Raw genomic sequence first — 17336 nt, 5'->3', positions numbered from 1 at the left:
GCTGTTCCTACTCGGCTGCGATGGGAGTTAGCGCAGATTGCGCGGATCGGCCATCGGACGGGGTCTCGTGCCGCTCATTCGGGAAGATGCAGGTGACCGTGGTGCCCATGCCCGGCGCGGACGAGATGTCGATGCGCCCGCCGTGCAGCTCCACGAAGGAGCGCACGATGGACAGGCCGAGGCCCACGCCGCGGTGGCGGGTGCCGAGCGTGTGGCTCTCGAACCGCTCGAAGACCCGGGCCTTGACCTCCGGCGGGATGCCGCGGCCCTGGTCCTTCACCTCGAAGATCACCTCGCCGCCGCGCTTGCGGGCCGAAACGCGGATGGTCTGGCCGGGGGAGGAGAAGCCGACCGCATTGGAGAGCAGGTTGAACAGGATCTGGCGCACGCGCTTGCCGTCGGCGACAAACGTGCCGATGTCGTCCGGGGTGTCGATGACGAGATTGAGCGAGGATTCGGCCAGCCGGTCCTCCAGCCCGCGCATGGCGGCCTCGATGGTGGAGCGAATGTCGACGATCTCGGGGCTGAGCTCGAGGGAGCCCGTATCGATGGACGCGAGATCGAGAATGTCGTTGAGGATCGCCAGGAGCGCCGCCGAGGAGCGCATGATGTGATCGGCATAGTCGCGCTGGCGCGGATTGAGCGCGCCTACCGTCTCGTCGCCGAGCAATTGCGTGAAGCCGATGATGTTGGTGAGCGGCGAGCGCAGCTCGTAGGACACGTGATGCACGAACTCGTCGCGCAGGCGGGAGGCGCGCTGCAGCGCATCGTTGCGCTCGGTGAGCGCGCGCTCCACGTTCACGCTTGCCGTCACGTCGGTGAAGCTGAGAAGCGTCGCGCCGTCGGGCAGCGGCTGCGCCGTGCAGTCGAGCGCCGAACCGTCATGCCGCTCGATGCGGCAGGACAGGCCCATGCGCATGTCGGCCAGGCCCGCCACGGCGCCGCGAATGTCGATCCAGGGCTCGTCGCGGGGGGCCAGCGGACGGCAGGCCTTGATCACCGTGTCGATATGCGGGTTTGCGGCCGTCATCTCGGCCGCGAGGCTCCACATGTCCGCGAAGGCGCGGTTGTGCAGCTTGAGGCGCCCGTCGGAGCCGAACACCGCAACGCCTTCCTTCAAGGTGTCGAGGGTCTCGCTCTGCACGCGGGTGAGCGAGTGCACCTGCGAGGCCAGCTCGAAGCGTTCGCTCACGTCATCGAAGAGATAGGTCACGCCGCCTTGTGGATTGGGATTGACCACCACGCGCAGAGTCCGCCGGTCGGGCAGGTGCCACCAGGTCTCCTGCTGCTCGACGGAGCGATAGCCTTGCAGGAAATCGGCCTTCCAGGCGCGGAAATCCGCCTGCTCGGGAAGTTTCCTGGCTCCACGCAGGCGGTCGAGCACTTCGCTGTCCGACGGGCGTGATGCGAGAAACGCCGCATCGAGGCCCCAGAGACGCTGATAGGCGGAATTGCTGAAGATGAGGTTCTGCGCGCCGTCGAAGATCGCCACCGCCGTGGGCAGCTGATCGAGGGTGCGCACATGGGCGTCCATCTGGCGCTGCAGATCGGTGCGCACCGCCTCCAGCTCCGACACATCGACCGCGATGCCCGCGCTGCCGCCGGTGGTCGGGCGTTCGATCACGTCGAGCACCGCGCGGTGGCCGGCGACGACGGCCGTTACACGACCGGAATAGGTGGCGCCGGAGAGGCGCTTGCGCCGCGCCTCTTCTCGGGTCGGTGCGCCGAGAAGTTCAAGCGACCGGCCGATGGCATCGTCGAGATCGCGGGCCTCGACCGAGCGCAGATAGGCCTGGTTCGCCCAGAGCAGCCGGTCGTCCGTATCGCGGATCCAGAGCGGATAGGCCACGTCGTCGAGCAGCATCGTCATGGAGCGCAGATCGCTGCGAGCCGTTGCCAGCTGTCCCTGAACCTTGAGGAGTTCGGCGCGGTCGCCGGTCACGTCGCGCAGGCGCAGGATCGCCCGGCCGCCAATGGTGCGCCCCTCCACGTCGATGTACCGGGTGCCGGTGCAGCGGGCCGTGAGGCGGAAGGCCTGGCCCCGCAGCTTGAGCTGCTCGAGAGCGCTTTCCACGGCCGCCGCATCGGCGGGGCTCAGCCAGGTGCCGAAGGCGAGCGCCCGCTGGGCCGGCGCATTCTCGCCGATGATGGACGGGTCGCCCTGGAAGCGCGGCTCGCCGTCTCGGCCGTGCCAGCTGACGAGCAACTGGCGTTCCGAGCCCATGAGCAGAGCCGCGAGATCGTCGGCGCCGCGCAGGGCCGCCAGCTCGTTTCTCAAGGAACGCTCGATCCGTACCACGCGCCTCTGCTCGCGCATCAGCAGCAGGGAGGTGGTGGTGGAGAAGGCCACAAGGCCCATGAAGAGGCCGAAATAGACGGCGTTGTGCAGGTCGAAGCTGTGCAGGAAGCCGAGAAGATCGGATGCCTTTTCGGACAATGGATGCAGCAGATCGTTGGCGAGCGCTGCCTGGGAGGTGCCGGCGAGCAGCACCAGGGACAGGGATGCCCGCGCGGACCCGACGAGAAGGCTTTTCCCGTCTGCGCCGCGGTCGTGTCGCTCCCCAAGCCCGGCCATGCCGTTGCTGCCCTTCCCGTGTTGGCGGCCTGACAACCAGGCCAAGTTGGATCAATCCCCGGCTGCGCCTTCCGACGCTACAGAGGTCAACCGTCTACGCATGAACGGAACTGCCGGCGCAGGTTCGATGCCGAAGCACAGCCGGTCGATTCGTGTTCACCTTAGACCACCCCTGACTCCGCCAGGAAGAGGGTTAATACCGGCTTAAACTTCCTTTGGAGAACCTGTGCGCAATTCGTCGAACCATATTGCAATCCGGTCACACACATGCCGGTGCGACACTCTGTCGATTCGACGACAGTCAGGCCAATAAAAAAGCCCGGCAGAGCCGGGCTTTCGATCTTCAAGAGTGTGAGGCCGATCAGTAGCGGTAGTGATCCGGCTTGAACGGGCCCTGCTCGGACACGCCGATATAGGAGGCCTGATCGGGGCGCAGCTTGGTGAGCTTCACGCCGATCTTTTCGAGATGCAGGGCGGCGACCTTCTCGTCCAGGTGCTTGGGCAGGGTGTAGACCTTGCGCTCGTACTTGCCCTGGTTGGCGAAGAGCTCGATCTGGGCCAGCGTCTGGTTGGCGAACGAGGCCGACATCACGAAGGACGGGTGGCCCATGGCGTTGCCGAGGTTCACGAGGCGGCCTTCCGACAGCAGGATGATGCGGTGGCCATCGGGGAACGTGATCTCGTCCACCTGCGGCTTGATGTTGTCCCACTTGAGGTTCTTGAGGCCCGCGACCTGGATCTCGTTGTCGAAGTGGCCGATGTTGCAGACGATCGCCCGGTCCTTCATGGCGCGCATGTGGTCGAGGGTGATGACGTCCTTGTTGCCGGTGGCGGTGACGAAGATGTCGGCCCGGGGGGCCGCGTCTTCCATCGTGGTGACCTCATAGCCTTCCATGGCGGCCTGGAGCGCGCAGATCGGGTCGACCTCGGACACCAGCACGCGGCAGCCGGCCTGGCGCAATGAGGCGGCCGAGCCCTTGCCCACGTCGCCGAAGCCCGCCACCATGGCGACCTTGCCGGCCATCATCACGTCCGTGCCGCGGCGGATGCCGTCGACGAGCGACTCGCGGCAGCCGTAGAGGTTGTCGAACTTGGACTTGGTGACCGAGTCGTTGACGTTGATCGCCGGGAAGAGGAGCTTGCCCTCCTTCTCCATGATGTAGAGGCGGTGCACGCCCGTGGTGGTCTCTTCCGACACGCCCTTGATGGAATCGGCCAGACCCGCGAACCAGCCCTTCGGCTTCTCGGAGAGCAGGCGCTTGACCAGCGCGAAGAACACTTCCTCTTCCTCGGAGCCCGGCTTGTCGAGGAAGGCGGTGTCGCCCTGCTCGGCGCGCAGGCCGAGATGGACCAGCATGGTGGCGTCGCCGCCGTCGTCGAGGATCATGTTGGGCATGCCGCCGCCGTGCCAGTCGAACAGCTTGGCGGTGTACTCCCAGTACTCCTGCAGGGTCTCGCCCTTATAGGCGAAGACCGGAATGCCGGCAGCCGCAATGGCAGCGGCGGCGTGGTCCTGGGTGGAGTAGATGTTGCAGGACACCCAGCGGATGTCGGCGCCGAGAGCCTTCAGGGTCTCGATCAGCACCGCGGTCTGGATGGTCATGTGGAGCGAGCCGGCGATGCGGGCACCCTTGAGGGGCTGCTTCGGGCCGTATTCCTCGCGGATGGCCATGAGGCCCGGCATCTCGGTCTCGGCGATCGAGATCTCCTTGCGGCCGAACTCAGCCAAGCCGATGTCTTTGACGATGTAATCCTGTGCCATGATGGCCTCTCTTTCGCACCAAATCCTGAGTGAATTGGCGCCGTCTCTACCAGAGAGCCGCGGCAGAGGCAATCAAGATATAAAGATGTCTTTATATGTTTCGCGGAGAGCCTTCGGGATTGTCATTCCGGGGCGAGCGACAGCGAGAGCCCGGAATCCATAACCGCTAACGGTGCAAAAGATGCGAAACGCTCCCCGCTCTCTTCCGAGGCGTCGTGTTTATGGATTCCGGGCTCCGCTGCGCGGCCCCGGAATGACAGTGGGAAACGTTGAGAGTGGTCTTGAACCTACTCGTCCTCGCCGAACCTGTTGGCGAGGAGGTCGTCGATGGCCTGCAGGCAGGCCGAGGCATCCGCTCCCCTGACGGTGACGGTGATCGTGGTCCCCTGGGCAGCCGCGAGGGTGAGCAGGCCCATGATGGAGCGCCCACCTACGGTCTCGCCGCAGCGGGTGACGGTCACGTCGGCGTCGAAGCGCTCGACGGTCTGGACGAACTTGGCCGAGGCGCGGGCATGCAGGCCGCGGCGGTTGATGATGGGCAGTTCCCGGGCCATGGCACCTTCGGGCACGACAACCGGCGGGCAGTCCTGATCGAGGGTGCTGTCCATGCTGGCTACTTTCCCGAGAGAACGCGCGAGGCGATGTTGATGTATTTGCGCCCCGCCTCCTGGGCATGGGACACCGCGTCGACCAGAGGCTCCTCGTCGCGCACGCTGGCGAGCTTGATGAGCATGGGCAGGTTGATGCCGGCCACCACCTCGACGGAGCCGCCATTCATGCAGGACAGGGCCAGGTTGGAGGGAGTGCCCCCGAACATATCCGTCAGAACCACGACCCCCTGGCCCGAATTGACCCGGCACACGGCATCCATGATGTCCTTGCGCCGTGTTTCCATATCGTCGTCGGGGCCGATCGTGATCGTCTCAAGCTGCTCTTGAGGTCCCACCACATGCTCAAGCGCCGCCTTGAATTCCGTCGCGAGCTGCCCGTGGGTGACGAGCACCATTCCAATCATAATGTTACAGGTCCGAACGCTCCGAGAGCGGAGCCGCTATTTTGTGCACTGCGAAGCCAAGCGCAAGAGCAATGAGAGCAAAAGTTCATCACAGTGTCACGACCGTGTCGCAAACACCACTCAGGCAGGCCACAGCAATGTCCGCCGAGACTGCTCCGGCTTGCATGCGAATGCGAGGGACCATGACGCCGCAGAGGGCGACATGCCCGTCCTGCTCGTCCGGGTAGCGATCCAGGCTCTCGCAGAGGTCGATGAGAAGGCGGATGACGGCTGCCGGCTCATGGGGTTGCCGGACGATCCCGAGGCCGAACACCTCGATGCACCCGCCCAGCGGCTCGACCGGCTGGGCGACGAGGCGGCCGTTCCGCGCTTCGATCCTGGTTCGGTCGTCGCTGACGAGGCGCCCGAAACGGCCCGTCTGGAGGGCACGGGACACCACCTCGCGGGCGAGCGTCGACTTTCCGGAACCCGGCGCGCCCCGGATCAGGAGCCCGGCCTCCCCGATGAGCACGCAGCCCGCATGGATGGTTTGGGGGCTGCTCACGGCCCAGTCTTTCCCACCTCGCGCCGGTCGCGATCCTTGTTTCGCCTCGCCTGCGCCTTCCCGGCTCTGGCGCCCTCGACAGGAAGCCGGATGACGAAGCGGGCGCCGAGACGCCGCGGCTCGCCGCTCTCGTCGGGGGCTCCAAGCCGGTTCTCGGCCCGGATCGTGCCCCGGTGCGCCTCGATGATCTGGCGGGAGATGGACAGGCCTAACCCTGAGTTCTGGCCGAAGCCCTGCTCGGGGCGGTCGGTGTAGAAGCGCTCGAAGATGCGGTCGAGGGCATCGGGCTCGATGCCGGGCCCGCTGTCCTCCACCAGGATCTCCACATCGTTCCGGCGCCGGCGCATGGAGACCCTCACGGTCTCGTCGGGCGGCGAGAAGGAGCGGGCATTGTCGAGCAGGTTGTTGAACACCTGGCCCAGGCGGCTGTCGTGGCCGAGCACCAGGAAGGCGTCGCGGTTCTTGGCCGCGTTCTCGATATTCAGCGTGATGAGCGCGTCATGTTCCTGGCGCCGCTCATTGGCCACCGACGCCACGGCCTCGAGCAGGCGCACCATGTCCACGGGCTCCGCATCGGCGCGGGCGAGCTCCGCATCGAGGCGCGAGGCGTCCGAAATGTCGCTGATCAGCCGGTCGAGACGCTTCACGTCGTGCTGGATGATCGAGAGAAGCCGCCCGCGGGATTCGTCGCTGCGGGCGAGCGGCAGGGTCTCCACCGCGCTGCGCAGGGAGGTGAGCGGGTTCTTCAGCTCGTGCGCCACGTCCGCCGCGAAGCTCTCGATGGCGTCCATGCGGTTGTAGAGCGCCTTGGTCATGTCGCGAAGCGCCCCTGACAGGTGCCCGATCTCATCGGCGCGGCCGGTGAAGTCGGGGATCTCCTGGCGCGATTTCGTGCCCCACCGCACCCGCTCGGCGGCTTCAGCCAAGCGGCGGACCGGGCCGGCGATGGCGCCGGCGAGGAACAGCGACAGCACGATCATCACCACGGCGGCGACCAGGAAGACCTGGAGCAGGGCAAAACGCTCGGACGCAATGATGGCGTCGATATCGCCTTCCTGGGTCGAGAGCAGGAGCGCGCCCTGCACCGTGCGGAAGCGCTGGATCGGCACGGCCACCGACACGATGGTCTCGCCACGGGCGTTGACGCGCACCTCGCTCGCCTGCTGGCCCGCATAGGCCTGCTGCACCTCGGCCAGGGATTTGCCGTTCACCGGTCCAGCTTCCTCCTGCACCGGCCGAATGGTGCGCCGGAACATCTTGCGGATGCTGTTCCAGGTGCGCTCCATGGCGGTCAGGGTGTCCTCCACATTGGCCACCGGCGGAAGATCCATGCGCAGGATGTCGCCGCGGGAGTAGAATGACCGGGAGTCGAGAAGGAGCATGCCCTCGCGGTCGAAGATGCGCGCGCGGGTCTTGGTCGGCGTTACCAGCCGCCTCAGGAGAGGCGCGACCCGCTCGGGGTTGATGGAAAATTCGAGGGCGGAGAAGGCCTCGTCGTTGAACCGCTCCGTCTCTCCGGCCTGCATCTGCAGCAGCTGGTCCGGATCGATCGTGATGGTGTTGGTTTCCACCGTGGCGGAGCCGGCGATCGCCCCGGCGATGATCTCGCCCTGGGTGAGCAGGCTCTGCACCCGGGCCTCGATGAGGCCTTCGCGGAACTGGTTGAGGTAGAGAAAGCCCACGAGCAGGGCCACGAGGCCTGCCAGGTTGAGCACCACGATCCGGCGCGTGAGGCTGGACGAGGCACGCTGCACGAGCATGCGGCCGAACTGCTTCAGCCGCTCCAGGGTGCTCTGTGGAGCAGGCGGATCGTCGAAACCCGCCTCGGCGTGGATGGGGTCAGCCTTCATGCCACTCGCTTGACCCGGGACCCGATGGGCGCACCGGGCCAAGGTCTTATCCAGGTTGCTCGCGCTTTCAGCGTCAGGCTTCCTTGAAGCGGTAGCCTACGCCGTAGAGGGTCTCGATCATTTCGAAACTCTGGTCAACCGACTTGAACTTCTTGCGCAGGCGCTTGATGTGGCTGTCGATCGTCCGGTCGTCCACATAGACCTGATCGTCATAGGCCGCATCCATGAGCGCGTTGCGGCTTTTCACCACCCCGGGGCGCGTGGCGAGCGCCTGCAGGATCAGGAACTCCGTCACGGTGAGCGTCACCGGCTCGTTCTTCCAGGTACAGGCATGGCGCTCCGGGTCCATCTTGAGCTGCCCGCGCTCCAGGGCCTTCGGATCGGCCTCCTTGGGGGCGCTCTGGTCCTTGGGGGCGAAGCGGCGCAGCACCGCCTTCACGCGCTCGACCAGAAGACGTTGCGAGAAGGGTTTGCGGATGAAATCGTCGGCGCCCATCTTGAGGCCGAACAATTCGTCGATCTCCTCGTCCTTCGAGGTCAGGAAGATCACGGGAAGGTCCGATTTCTGCCGCAGACGGCGCAGCAGCTCCATGCCGTCCATGCGCGGCATCTTGATGTCGAAGATGGCCAGATCCGGCGGGGCGTGCTTGAGCCCGTCCAGGGCCGAGGCCCCATCGGTATAGGTCTGGATGCGGTAGCCCTCCGCCTCGAGGGCGATGGAAACAGAGGTCAGGATGTTGCGATCGTCATCGACAAGGGCGATCGTTGGCATGAACTCTTCCTTAGCTTGGCACGGACGAATGTCGGCTTTTTGCCACGTGTGACAACGCAGAAGGCCCAAAAACGTCCCCAACTGCGCCTTTCTCGTGGCGTAAATATGGTTTTCCCCGAGGCGATAACCAGGGTGGCCACTGATAGTGGGGTCTAAGGGGAGGCGCTTCAACCGGAGATGAACGGCGCATGACGGATCGGACAGGATTCCTCCGCCAAGCGTCTCAGGCCGGGTCCCCAGGCCCGGGAGCGCCTGGTTTTCCGCAAGGGAACGCCTGTCAATCATACGAAAGAACTCCCCCAAAGCCGGAAAATCCTTGAGATTGGGGCTGTTGGATGCCTGTTTTTGACGAAAATAGAATGCAATGAAACGGCTTGAGTTGACGGCCTCGTCAGCTGACCTAAAGAAGGTTCTATGTTCAAGCGAGACGGCAAAGTTTCGGCCGCATTGTTTGATCCACCCCATGTGACGGCATCGGACGGCGGCACATCCGGCTGCGCGGTGACTGGCAATCAGGAGACATTTTCCGTGGAAAATATCGGCGTCTTCAACAGCGCGCAGGGCGCTGAGGTCTTCGGCCTCCGCAATCTCAAACGGGTCTATTGGAATCTCGAAGCGCCCGCACTCTACGAGCAGTCCCTGACAAGGGCCGAGACCAAGCTCGTGAAGGGCGGCGCGCTCCTGGCCGAGACCGGCATCCACACGGGCCGCTCGCCCAAGGACAAGTTCGTGGTGCGCGACGAGGCCACGGAAAGCACCGTCTGGTGGGACAACAACGGCTCCATCACCCCGGGCCATTTCGACACCCTGCTGGCCGACTTCCTCGCCCATGCCGAGGGCAAGGAGCTGTTCGCCCAGGACCTCTACGGCGGCGCCGACCCAAGCTACCGGGTCAAGGCGCGGGTCTTCACGGAATTCGCCTGGCACTCGCTGTTCATCCGCAACCTCCTGATCCGCCCCGAGCAGGGCGAGCTCGCCGATTACGTGCCAGGGCTGACCATCATCGACCTGCCGTCCTTCAAGGCCGATCCGGCCCGCCACGGCTGCCGCACGGAGACGGTGATCGCCTGCGACTTCAAGCGCAAGATCGTGCTCATCGGCGGCACGTCCTATGCGGGCGAGATGAAGAAGTCGGTCTTCACCTATCTCAATTACGTGCTGCCCTCGCAGAACGTCATGCCCATGCACTGCTCGGCCAATGTGGGCAAGGAGGGCGACGTCGCGGTGTTCTTCGGCCTCTCCGGCACCGGCAAGACCACGCTCTCCAACGATCCGAACCGCGTCCTGCTCGGCGACGACGAGCATGGCTGGACCCCCAACGGCGTCTTCAACTTCGAGGGCGGCTGCTACGCCAAGACCATCCGCCTCTCCCGCGAGGCAGAGCCCGAGATCTTCGCCACCACCGAGCGCTTCGGCACGGTGCTGGAGAACGTGATCGTCGATCCGATCACCCGCGTTCCCAATTTCGACGACGCGTCGCGCACGGAGAACACCCGCTGCGCCTATCCGCTCGACTTCATCCCCAACGCCAGCGCCACGGGCCGCGCGGGCATCCCGAAGAACATCGTGATGCTCACCTGCGACGCCTTCGGCGTGCTGCCGCCCATCGCGAAGCTGACGCCGGCGGAGGCCATGTATCACTTCCTGTCCGGCTACACCGCCAAGGTGGCCGGCACGGAGAAGGGCGTGAAGGACCCGGAGGCCACCTTCTCCACCTGCTTCGGCGCGCCGTTCATGCCGCGCCATCCGTCCGTCTACGGCAACCTGCTGCGCGATCTCATCGCCAAGCACCATGTGGATTGCTGGCTCGTGAACACGGGCTGGACCGGCGGCAAGTACGGGGTGGGCCGGCGCATGCCGATCCGCGTCACCCGCCGCCTGCTCACGGCAGCGCTCGACGGTTCGCTCTCCCGCGCCGATTTCCGCCGCGATCCCTACTTCGGCTTCGCGGTGCCGACCTCGGTGCCCGGTGTCGAGCCGCACATCCTGTATCCGGTCAAGACCTGGCAGAACAAGGCGGAGTTCGCCGAGACCGCCAAGCGCCTGATTGACATGTTCAACGAGAACTTCAAGCGCTTCGAGGGCCACGTGGATTCCGACGTGCGCTCCGCAGGGCCGCAGACCTCGATCGCGGCCTGAGAGAAGTTATCTCTTCCCTGAATTCGTGTAAAAGGCGGCCAGCGGCCGCCTTTTTCATTTGGTGCTTTTGATGACCGACACCCAACCGGAATTTCTGGACCTCCTGTCCGTGCGCTTGGGGCCCCAGCATGTCATCCGCGACCCGGCCGCCATGGAGGGCTATCTCATCGAGGAGCGGAAGCTCTATCGCGGCACCGCCCTGGCGGTGGTTCGCCCCGGCAGGACGGAAGAGGTGGCCCTCGTCGTCCGTGAATGCGCCCAAGCCGGCATCGCCGTCGTGCCGCAGGGCGGCAATACCGGTCTCGTCGGCGGTGGCGTGCCGCACGAGGGTATCGTGCTGTCGCTTGCGCGCCTCGACCGCATCCGCGAGGTCGATACCTTCAATGCCACCATCACGGTCGAGGCCGGCTGCATCCTGAAATCCGTGCAGGACGAAGCCGAAAAGGCCGATTGCCTGTTTCCCCTGTCGCTTGCCTCCGAGGGCTCCTGCCGGATCGGCGGCAATATCGCCACCAATGCGGGCGGGGTGAACGTGCTGCGCTACGGCAATACCCGCGATCTTGTTCTCGGGTTGGAGGTCGTGCTGGCCGATGGGCGGATCTGGAACGGGCTGAAGGGCCTGCGCAAGGACAACATGGGCTATGACCTGAAGAACCTCTTCGTCGGATCGGAGGGAACGCTTGGGGTCATCACGGCGGCGGTGCTCAAGCTCTTTCCGCGCCCGAAGAGCCGCACGGTGGCCCTCGTCGGCTGCGCCTCGCCCCATGCGGCGCTCGACCTCTTCGACACCTTTCGCCGGCGCACAGGCGACCAGCTGACGGCCTTTGAGTTCATGCCGCGCTTTGCGCTGGAGATCGTGCTCAAGCATGCGGCCGGCGCCGTTCCTCCGCTGTCCGGCAAGCACGAAGCCTATGCCCTGATCGAGCTGTCATCGCCCGATCCCGAGATCGACCTGCGCGAGCGTCTTGAAAGTGCCCTGGGCGAAGCCCTGGAGGCCGGCACGGTCGAGGATGCGGTCATCGCGGCAAGCGAGGCCCAGGGCGATGCGCTCTGGCATCTGCGCGAAAGCCTGTCCCACGTGCAGAGGCTCGAGGGCGGATCGATCAAGCACGATGTTGCCGTGCCCGTATCCCGCGTGGCCGATTTCATCGTCACAGCGACGGAAGCCTGCGAGAAGGCGCTGCCCGGCGTACGGGTCTGTGCGTTCGGGCATTTCGGCGACGGCAACATCCACTTCAACCTGAGCCAGCCCATCGCCATGGAGAAGGCGGCTTTCTTAAACCAGTGGGAGCGGTTCAACCGCATCGTCCACGACATCGTGCATGGCCTGAACGGCTCGATCTCCGCCGAACACGGCGTGGGGCTCATCAAGCGCGACGAACTCGTGCTCTACAAGGATCCGGTGGCCCTCGACCTGATGCGGACGCTGAAAAGAACCCTCGACCCGCAAAACATCCTGAACCCCGGCAAGGTTCTTGCCTTGGAGGCGGATCTTCCGTCCGCTCTGCCCGCCGGCTCCTAGCTCACTGGGAGGAACCGTCCGTTCTGCCTTGACCGGCTGTTGCCCGTGCCTAGGATAGCATAGCCGGGCTTAAAAGATGCCGGCTAATGACGATAGGGAAGGAAGCCCCGTGGCCTCGGTCGAGATTCACAACATCCAGAAGAACTTCGGAGCCGTATCGGTCATCCAGGGCGTTTCCTTCGACATCAAGGACGGGGAGTTCGTGACCCTCGTCGGGCCATCCGGCTGCGGCAAGTCCACGTTGCTGCGCATGATCGCCGGGTTGGAGAACATCTCCGGCGGCGAGTTGCGCATCGGCCCGCGGGTGGTCAACGACGTGCCGCCGAAAGAGCGCGACATCGCCATGGTGTTCCAGAACTACGCGCTCTATCCGCATATGACGGTGGCGGACAACATGGGCTTCTCCCTCAAGCTCAAGCGCGCGTCGAAGGCCGAGATCAAACAGCGGGTTGATCGTGCGGCCGATATCCTTGGGCTCACCAAGCTCCTCGACCGTTATCCGCGCCAGCTCTCCGGCGGCCAGCGCCAGCGTGTCGCCATGGGCCGCGCCATCGTGCGCGATCCGCAGGTCTTCCTCTTCGACGAGCCGCTGTCCAACCTGGACGCCAAGCTGCGGGTGGCCATGCGCACGGAGATCAAGGCCCTGCACCAGCGCCTCAAGACCACCACGATCTACGTGACCCACGACCAGATCGAGGCCATGACCATGGCCGACAAGATCGTGGTGATGCACGATGGCATCGTCGAGCAGATCGGCGCGCCGCTCGAGCTCTACGACCGTCCGGCCAACCTGTTCGTGGCAGGCTTCATCGGCTCGCCCGCCATGAATTTCATCAAGGGCCACCTGCAGGGCGGCCGCTTCGTTGCTGAGGACGGCACTGCCTTCCCGGTCGCCCATGCGCCTGCGGCGTCCGATGGGCAGCCTGTGGTCTACGGCATCCGGCCGGAGCATTTCATGCTCGACGACACCAACGGCCTGCCGGCGGAAGTGGCCGTCATCGAGCCGACCGGATCGGAAACTCAAGTGTTCGCCAGGCTCGCCGGCACGGACATCGTGGGCGTGTTCCGCGAGCGCGTCGACGCCAAGCCCGGCCAGCAGATCCGCATCACGCCGGATCCGACGCTCGTGCATCTCTTCGACGAGCGGACGGGCCAGCGCCTCTGACCGGCATCGCGGCGCATCGCAAAGCGACGGGAGGCCGCCATAGACGTTCTGGTGATCGGGGCCGGGGTGGTGGGTCTCGCCGTCGCTCGCGCCCTTGCCCTGCGCGGCCACGGCGTGATCGTGGCGGAATCCACCGGCGGCATCGGCAACGGCGTCTCCTCGCGCAACAGCGAGGTGATCCATGCCGGAATGTACTACCCGTCCGCCTCGCTGCGCGCCCGCCACTGCGTCGAGGGGCGGCGTAGGCTCTACGCCTTCTGCGAAAACCACGGCGTGCCGCATGCGAAATGCGGCAAGCTCATCGTCGCCACCAACGATCTCGAGCAGGCCAAGATCGAAGGCATCTACGAGCAGGGGCGGGCGAACGGCGTCGAGGGCCTCTCGTACCTCACGGGAGAAGAGGCGAAAGCGTTGGAGCCGAACCTCTCCTGCACCGGTGCCGTGCTCTCGCAGGAGACCGGCATCATCGACAGCCATGCGCTGATGCTGGCGCTCCAGGGCGATCTGGAGGATGCGGGTGGCGTCATCGCCTTCCACGCACCGGTTGAACGCGTCATACGAAACGGAACGGGCTGGAACGTGCACGTCGGCGGTGTGGAGGCGACGGAGATCACGGTGGATGCTGTCGTCAACGCGGCCGGCCTCGGGTCGCAGGCGCTCGCCCGCGCGACGGAGGGGTATCCGACGGAACGCGTGCCGCCGCTCGTGCTGGCGAAAGGCAACTATTTCGGCTGCATCGGCAGGCCTGCCTTTTCGCGCCTGATCTATCCGGCCCCCGTCGATGGTGGCCTCGGCACTCATGTGACCCTCGATCTTGCCGGGCGCATGCGCTTCGGGCCGGATGTGGAGTGGATCGAGCGTGAGGAATACGAGGTCGATCCCGGGCGGGCCGAGAGCTTCTACGCCTCCATCCGCCGCTACTGGCCCGGCTTGCCCGATGGCGCACTCGTTCCCGACTACTCCGGCATCCGTCCGAAGCTCACAGGGCCGGGCGAGAAGGCGGCCGACTTTATGATCGACGGCCCGGCGGAGCATGATCTCCCAGGCCTCGTCCACCTCTTCGGCATCGAGAGCCCAGGGCTGACCTCGTGCCTGTCGATTGCCGAGGATGTGGCGGAGAGGCTGAGCGTGTAGGGAGTAGCGTCATCCTGGGGCTGCGGAGCAGAACCCGGGATCGCGTGACGAGAATGGTGCCTCATCCTGCTTGCGATCCCGGATCGGCTTTCGCCGTCCGGGACGACTGGTGTGTTTACGCCCTGAAGAACAGTAGGGTCAGCAGCAGGAAGGTTGGGATCAGGATCGCGCCCGACCAGAGCAGGTAGCCGAAGAAGCTCGGCATCTTCACGCCGCCTTCGCGGGCGATGGCATAGACCATGAAGTTCGGCGCGTTGCCGATATAGGAGTTCGCGCCCATGAACACGGCGCCGGCCGAAATCGCGGTCAGCGTCATGGCGCCCGCATTCATCAGCTGCTGCGGATTGCCGCCGGCGAGCTCGAAGAACACGAGATACGTCGGCGCGTTGTCGAGGAACGACGAGAGGCCGCCGGTGAGCCAGAAATAGGCGGCGTTGTTGGGGCTGCCGTCGGGGTTCGACACGAGGGCGACCAGGGGCGCGAAGCTGCCATCGGCGCCGGCCCGCAGCATGGCGAGCACCGGAATGATGGTGATGAAGATGCCGGCAAACAGCTTCGCCACCTCCTTGATCGGCCCCCAGGAGAAGCCGTTCTCGGCCCGGTTCGCTTTCGAGGTGACTTTCAGCGAGATGATCGTGACGGCAATCATGATGAGGTCGCGCAGCGCATTCGCCAGTTCGACCTCCGTGCCCAGCACCGTGATACGCCCCAGATCGACCGTCGCGCTCATGAGGATCGCCACGATGATGATGAAGATCAGCAGGAAGTTGAAGCCGCCCACCACGCGCACAGGGTTGTCAGGCGTTGGGTCGGGCCGCGTGTGGCCCTCCCGGCGGTAGATCACGAGATCGATCACGAAGAACAGGGCGAGCAGGAGGCCGCTGGCGCACAGGGTCTCCGGCAGCAGATGCGTGGTGGTCCAGAAGAAGTCTACGCCGCGCAGGAAGCCCAGGAAGAGCGGCGGGTCGCCGAGCGGCGTGAGCGAGCCGCCGATATTCGACACCAGGAAGATGAAGAACACGATCACGTGCACATTGTGCCGGCGGTCGTCGTTGGCGCGCATCACCGGGCGGATCATCACCATGGAGGCGCCGGTGGTGCCGATGAAGCTCGCCAGAACCGTGCCGATGCCGAGAAGCATCGTGTTGGTGCCCGGCGCGCCATGGATGTTGCCGCGCACGAGAATGCCGCCCGCCACGGTGAAGAGGGCGAGCAGCAGCAGGATGAACGGGATGTATTCGAGCAGCGCCGTGTGGGCCAGCGCATGGATTGCCGTTGTCGGCCCGAAGGCAAGCGCCATGGGGACCAGCACCAGCAGGCCCCAGAGGGCGGCGATCTTGCCCTGGTGGTGCTCCCAGAAATGGGGCGCCAGCAGCGGGAACAACGCGATGGACAGGAGGATGCCCACGAAGGGCAGGGCCCAGACGAAGCCGAGGCTCGCCCCCTCGAATTCCGCCGCAAGGGCCCCTTGAGGCAGGAGGGTCAGGGCGGCGGCGAGCGCCAGGCTTAAGAAGCGAAGCATCGTAGGGTCCCCAGCGGCCGGTGGCCGGCTCGTTCTTTAAAGATCGAGAACAGCTTGTAGGGGAACGGATTTGAGGCTGCAACGGCGTGGCCGTTAACCGGCTATTCACCATAAGTCAAAGATAGTACAACATCGTTACAAAGCCTTGCCGTGCCAGGGGGTTGCTGAAACCGATGTGCCGCTTTCTCGCCTACCGGGGGGAGCCGATCTTCCTCGACGAACTCGTCTGTGCCCCGGCCCACTCGCTCGTGCACCAGTCGCTGCACGCGGTCGAGGCCAAGACCGGCACGAACGGGGACGGGTTCGGCATCGGCTGGTACGGCGAACGGCCGGAGCCCGGCGTCTACCGGGAGGTCCGCCCGGCCTGGTCCGATGAGAACCTGCGCAGCCTGTGCGAGCAGGTGCGCTCAAAACTCTTCTTCGCTCATGTGCGCGCCTCCACCGGCACCTCGACCACCCGGGCGAACTGCCATCCCTTCACCCATGGCCGCTACCTGTTCATGCACAATGGCCAGATCGGCGGCTACGGGCGCATCAAGCGGCGCCTCGAATCCATGATCCCGGACGAGCTCTACGACCGGCGCCTCGGCACCACGGATTCGGAGGCGATCTTCCTCATGGCGCTCGCCAACGGGCTGGCCGAGGAGCCGGTGACGGCCATGGCCAGGACGCTCAAAACGGTGCGCGGCCTGATGACCGAGGCCGGGATCGAGGAAGCGTTGCGCTTCACGGCCGCCTTCACGGACGGCGAGAACCTCTGGGCCTATCGCTGGGCCTGCGATGCCAAGCCGCCGACCCTCTATTTCCGCGAGGACAACGGCAACCTGCTCATCGTCTCCGAGCCCATCGACGACAAGACGAAGGGCTGGCGCGAGGTGCCCAAGGGCTGCAGCCTCGTGGCCCGGGGCGGCAGCGTCACCGTCGAGTGCCTGAACGAAGCCATGGGCCGGCTGGCGGCCTGAGTTGTCCTCAGGCGTTCAGCCGTCCCATAGGCTGGGTAATCAGGGGCAGGAGCGCGCCTCTCAGCGCTTCCATCTGCAGGTCCGTCTCGGCCTGGGTGATGCTCTCATCCGGTGCGTGAAGAGCCCGCAGGCGCGCATTTTCGGCCTCGAGCCGCTCGTTCTCCGCCATCAGGATCGCCACCTTCTCGTGAGCGATGCGAAGGCGGGCCAGCGCGTCGTTGCGCTCCTCCTCGCGCAGCTGCGCACGGTCGCGCCAGACACGGATGGCGACGCCGCCTGCTTCATCACTCATGGCCGGCTCCTCACAGGATCGAAGGGTCGTTGCGGAAGCGCGATCCTAGAGGCCAGGTCTTAATCGATTGTTGGCAGCGTGA

General features: G+C 65.3%; 14 protein-coding genes. 5 read left to right on the top strand and 9 right to left on the bottom strand.

What is annotated here, in order from left to right:
• Window positions 1–7: 7 nt before the first annotated feature.
• The 7 genes from IC232_RS11935 to IC232_RS11905 all read right to left on the bottom strand — a co-directional run bounded on the left by IC232_RS11935 (window position 8) and on the right by IC232_RS11905 (window position 8518).
• A complete protein-coding gene (locus IC232_RS11935) occupies window positions 8–2575 on the bottom strand; it encodes a sensor histidine kinase (RefSeq protein ID WP_246812184.1) in 2568 nt (855 codons plus the stop codon).
• Between the two features lie 361 nt (window positions 2576–2936).
• Entirely contained in the window at window positions 2937–4337 is a 1401-nt protein-coding gene (gene ahcY, locus IC232_RS11930; RefSeq protein ID WP_190845180.1) for an adenosylhomocysteinase, read from the bottom strand.
• A 287-nt stretch (window positions 4338–4624) separates the two neighbouring features.
• Window positions 4625–4945 carry an HPr family phosphocarrier protein gene (locus IC232_RS11925; RefSeq protein ID WP_190845178.1) on the bottom strand — a complete coding sequence of 107 codons (321 nt, stop codon included), beginning with the start codon at window positions 4943–4945 and terminating at the stop codon, window positions 4625–4627.
• 5 nt (window positions 4946–4950) lie between these two features.
• The gene (locus IC232_RS11920; protein ID WP_190845176.1) at window positions 4951–5352 is read right to left on the bottom strand and encodes a PTS sugar transporter subunit IIA; all 402 of its coding nucleotides are present in this window, start codon (window positions 5350–5352) and stop codon (window positions 4951–4953) included.
• Between the two features lie 88 nt (window positions 5353–5440).
• Window positions 5441–5896 carry an HPr kinase/phosphorylase gene (locus IC232_RS11915; protein WP_190845173.1) on the bottom strand — a complete coding sequence of 152 codons (456 nt, stop codon included), beginning with the start codon at window positions 5894–5896 and terminating at the stop codon, window positions 5441–5443.
• Window positions 5893–7746, bottom strand: a complete 1854-nt coding sequence (locus IC232_RS11910; RefSeq protein WP_190845171.1) for a sensor histidine kinase — start codon at window positions 7744–7746, stop codon at window positions 5893–5895. The genes IC232_RS11915 and IC232_RS11910 overlap by 4 nt, the downstream gene beginning before the upstream one ends.
• Before the next feature lie 73 nt (window positions 7747–7819).
• Window positions 7820–8518, bottom strand: a complete 699-nt coding sequence (locus IC232_RS11905) for a response regulator transcription factor (protein WP_190845168.1) — start codon at window positions 8516–8518, stop codon at window positions 7820–7822.
• A gap of 528 nt (window positions 8519–9046) precedes the next feature.
• On the opposite strand from IC232_RS11905, the gene IC232_RS11900 reads away from it, so the two are divergent.
• The 4 genes from IC232_RS11900 to IC232_RS11885 all read left to right on the top strand — a co-directional run bounded on the left by IC232_RS11900 (window position 9047) and on the right by IC232_RS11885 (window position 14478).
• Entirely contained in the window at window positions 9047–10657 is a 1611-nt protein-coding gene (locus IC232_RS11900) for a phosphoenolpyruvate carboxykinase (RefSeq protein ID WP_190845378.1), read from the top strand.
• 70 nt (window positions 10658–10727) lie between these two features.
• Window positions 10728–12179 carry an FAD-binding oxidoreductase gene (locus IC232_RS11895; protein ID WP_190845166.1) on the top strand — a complete coding sequence of 484 codons (1452 nt, stop codon included), beginning with the start codon at window positions 10728–10730 and terminating at the stop codon, window positions 12177–12179.
• A 109-nt stretch (window positions 12180–12288) separates the two neighbouring features.
• Entirely contained in the window at window positions 12289–13344 is a 1056-nt protein-coding gene (locus IC232_RS11890) for a sn-glycerol-3-phosphate ABC transporter ATP-binding protein UgpC (protein ID WP_312895152.1), read from the top strand.
• A gap of 39 nt (window positions 13345–13383) precedes the next feature.
• Complete coding sequence (locus IC232_RS11885; RefSeq protein ID WP_190845377.1) at window positions 13384–14478, top strand: NAD(P)/FAD-dependent oxidoreductase; 1095 nt, start codon at window positions 13384–13386, stop codon at window positions 14476–14478.
• A gap of 115 nt (window positions 14479–14593) precedes the next feature.
• Here IC232_RS11885 and IC232_RS11880 read toward each other — a convergent pair whose 3' ends face one another.
• Complete coding sequence (locus tag IC232_RS11880; protein ID WP_190845162.1) at window positions 14594–16000, bottom strand: sodium:proton antiporter; 1407 nt, start codon at window positions 15998–16000, stop codon at window positions 14594–14596.
• A gap of 173 nt (window positions 16001–16173) precedes the next feature.
• Between IC232_RS11880 and IC232_RS11875 the strand changes: the two genes are divergently transcribed.
• Window positions 16174–16962, top strand: a complete 789-nt coding sequence (locus IC232_RS11875) for a class II glutamine amidotransferase (RefSeq protein WP_190845160.1) — start codon at window positions 16174–16176, stop codon at window positions 16960–16962.
• A 7-nt stretch (window positions 16963–16969) separates the two neighbouring features.
• Here the strand turns inward: IC232_RS11875 and IC232_RS11870 are convergent, their stop codons facing one another.
• Complete coding sequence (locus IC232_RS11870; RefSeq protein ID WP_190845158.1) at window positions 16970–17254, bottom strand: hypothetical protein; 285 nt, start codon at window positions 17252–17254, stop codon at window positions 16970–16972.
• Between the last annotated feature and the right edge of the window lie 82 nt (window positions 17255–17336).

It is taken from the genome of Microvirga sp., from assembly GCF_014699075.1.
Lineage (GTDB): Bacteria > Pseudomonadota > Alphaproteobacteria > Rhizobiales > Beijerinckiaceae > Microvirga.
Note: the sequence above shows the minus strand (reverse complement) of the source record. Positions and strands in the feature narration are given on the sequence as shown.

What these genes read in the sequence shown, in the direction of transcription:
- IC232_RS11935 (WP_246812184.1), bottom strand. Translation starts at nt 2,575, where the DNA reads ATGGCCGGGCTTGGGGAGCGACACGACCGCGGCGCAGACGGGAAAAGC.
- ahcY (WP_190845180.1), bottom strand. Translation starts at nt 4,337, where the DNA reads ATGGCACAGGATTACATCGTCAAAGACATCGGCTTGGCTGAGTTCGGC.
- IC232_RS11925 (WP_190845178.1), bottom strand. Translation starts at nt 4,945, where the DNA reads ATGGACAGCACCCTCGATCAGGACTGCCCGCCGGTTGTCGTGCCCGAA.
- IC232_RS11920 (WP_190845176.1), bottom strand. Translation starts at nt 5,352, where the DNA reads ATGATTGGAATGGTGCTCGTCACCCACGGGCAGCTCGCGACGGAATTC.
- IC232_RS11910 (WP_190845171.1), bottom strand. Translation starts at nt 7,746, where the DNA reads ATGAAGGCTGACCCCATCCACGCCGAGGCGGGTTTCGACGATCCGCCT.
- IC232_RS11905 (WP_190845168.1), bottom strand. Translation starts at nt 8,518, where the DNA reads ATGCCAACGATCGCCCTTGTCGATGACGATCGCAACATCCTGACCTCT.
- IC232_RS11895 (WP_190845166.1), top strand. Translation starts at nt 10,728, where the DNA reads ATGACCGACACCCAACCGGAATTTCTGGACCTCCTGTCCGTGCGCTTG.
- IC232_RS11880 (WP_190845162.1), bottom strand. Translation starts at nt 16,000, where the DNA reads ATGCTTCGCTTCTTAAGCCTGGCGCTCGCCGCCGCCCTGACCCTCCTG.
- IC232_RS11875 (WP_190845160.1), top strand. Translation starts at nt 16,174, where the DNA reads ATGTGCCGCTTTCTCGCCTACCGGGGGGAGCCGATCTTCCTCGACGAA.
- IC232_RS11870 (WP_190845158.1), bottom strand. Translation starts at nt 17,254, where the DNA reads ATGAGTGATGAAGCAGGCGGCGTCGCCATCCGTGTCTGGCGCGACCGT.